At 41.1% G+C, this 1498-nt stretch carries 1 protein-coding gene; it reads right to left on the bottom strand.

Annotation, left to right across the window (positions count from 1 at the left end):
• Positions 1-1446 (bottom strand): hypothetical protein (locus BXY41_RS26550; protein ID WP_146088598.1); only part of this gene is annotated, 1446 nt, incomplete at its 3' end.
• Positions 1447-1498 lie beyond the last annotated feature (52 nt).

Below are 1498 nucleotides of genomic sequence, written 5' to 3'. Positions count from 1 at the left end.
CATGACCATAGGTTTCCAATCATCAGTAGACAAGTCGATTACAATGGTTTCATGAATATTCAGGCTTTCTATTGTAAATGGCAGCTCCCACCGGGGTTCAGTAGAAGCGCTCTCAAAGATACTAATACAGGCAAATAAATCAAAGGGAATACAAAAGGGAAACTTTTTGGTTATATCTGCCTGTATCTGCCAGTTATTCGCCTTTGCATCCTCTTCCCCGGCAAGGGATTTCGCAATGGATTCAGTAAGGGAAACAGGAAGGGCCTTAATACCAGCCAGAACATCCGAAATAGAACCCGGGATATCAATGATCCGGTCTTTAATATCCGTTAACCCTCTGGATATTGCTTTGACTACATCCGTTATTACGCCTAGCGGCTTGGTGATATCCGGTATCCAGGGGTAAGTTCCTGTATGTTCTCCCTCCTCTGCTTTTTCGCCGTATGTAACATTGATGGTTGGTGCCAGAACCTGAGCCCGGTCAGCAGCGGTGATTGATGATTGCACATCAGATACAAGCTGTTCTGCAACATAAGAATCTTTTGGAATTGTGACCTCAACGTCGGAAGTAACATCACGCTGCTGTGTATCAACATCAGAATTTACATCCACCCAGGTATAAGCACCAGTATATTCATTGATGGTATCCCCCAGGGTTCCATAAGAAAGATAAGTCTTTAATTCATCAAGAGAGCTGTAAACAGGAAACGGAATATTTGACATAGTTTCTGCGGTATAATCAGTTCCGGAAATCAGCATATAAGAGTAGTTCGTTTTTTCGTAAGGGTAGTATGTATTAGTTCCGGAATTGTTCGAATAGGTAACTCTGGAAACTGGAGAAACCAATTTGCCATTGTCATTCATATAATAGATTTCAAGAGTTTTGGAGCCAGACAACACACCCCCGACACGTTTCTCCTTTTGCAGCAAAAAGATATCGGAATGGCGGACAAGAGTATCACTTGAATGGTCATAGGAAAAATAGAAATCATCTGCCGATAAAGCAGGATTAAACTTTGAAAGGTCAACTCCCATATTGTAGGAGTAGGAGCTCTCAAATGAATTGTCAAGTCCGATTTGAAGTTTACTGATCCCGGTATTGGTTCCGTAACCACTTTTGCTTTTAAAATAATCCTTAACCATATTAATGGTTTCCTGACCCAACTTAACAACAGACCCGTAAGAGAATTCAGCCATGGCTTTATAAGCAGTAAGGTATTTGGTATCTACTTTGACAAAGTCACCAATATCAGAAATAACGGAACCTAGATTTTTCGTGGAAACATCAACACCAACAGCGGACATTAAAATCGTCCATACATAATCAACAGCAGTTAAAACACCGGAGCCATAGACATACCTGGCACCAAAATAATCACTGACAGGAGTAAAGATCAGCATGAAAACAGCAAGGCACAAACAGAATCCCCTTTTTATCATAGACATAAAAGCTCCTTTCTAAGTATCTCAAATTTTCCTTCAGGAGATCCGGAGCAGC

The sequence above is a fragment of the Lacrimispora xylanisolvens genome, assembly GCF_002934545.1.
GTDB classification, from domain to species: Bacteria; Bacillota; Clostridia; order Lachnospirales; family Lachnospiraceae; genus Lacrimispora; species Lacrimispora xylanisolvens.
Note: the sequence above shows the minus strand (reverse complement) of the source record. Positions and strands in the feature narration are given on the sequence as shown.